The sequence below is a fragment of the Streptomyces zinciresistens K42 genome, from assembly GCF_000225525.1.
Classification (GTDB): Bacteria; Actinomycetota; Actinomycetes; order Streptomycetales; family Streptomycetaceae; genus Streptomyces; species Streptomyces zinciresistens.
In genome coordinates, this window is sequence record NZ_AGBF01000493.1 from 1 (window position 1) to 411 (window position 411).

1 pseudogene is annotated in these 411 nt (G+C 69.1%); it reads left to right on the forward strand.

Features of this window, described 5'->3' with window-relative positions:
• Positions 1–28: 28 nt before the first annotated feature.
• Positions 29–411: pseudogene (locus SZN_RS37360) on the forward strand (hypothetical protein); the annotation flags it as partial.

The following is a 411-nucleotide window of genomic DNA, read 5'->3' on the forward strand; positions in this document are numbered from 1 at the left end:
CGTTGATCATCTCTGGAGGACTGTGCTGATGGAACAGCTGCCGATCGTCCGCCCCGGCGAGCGCGTGGTCGCGCGGTCGGACGGCAAGGGCGGCTTGATCCTGGGCGTGGAGAAGATCAAGGGCCGGGAGTTCGCCGCGAGCGCGGAGTGCAGCGGCTACGTGCTGGACGCCCGGCTGCTGATGGACGTGCTCGGCAGCCTGAAGATGCCCGGCTCCTGGTTCCAGGTCTGGTGCAAGCTCGTGGCGCTGCAGAACGCCAACCGCGCTGACGACCAGACCCGCGCCGCCGCCCGCGGCTTCGTGAAGACCAACCAGCGCGACCTCCAGGCCCGGTGCAACCTGTCGGCGGCCTCGGTGAACGAGGCGTCGCAGTTCTTCGCCGCACCATCGGCTGGATGCGCACCGCCAAG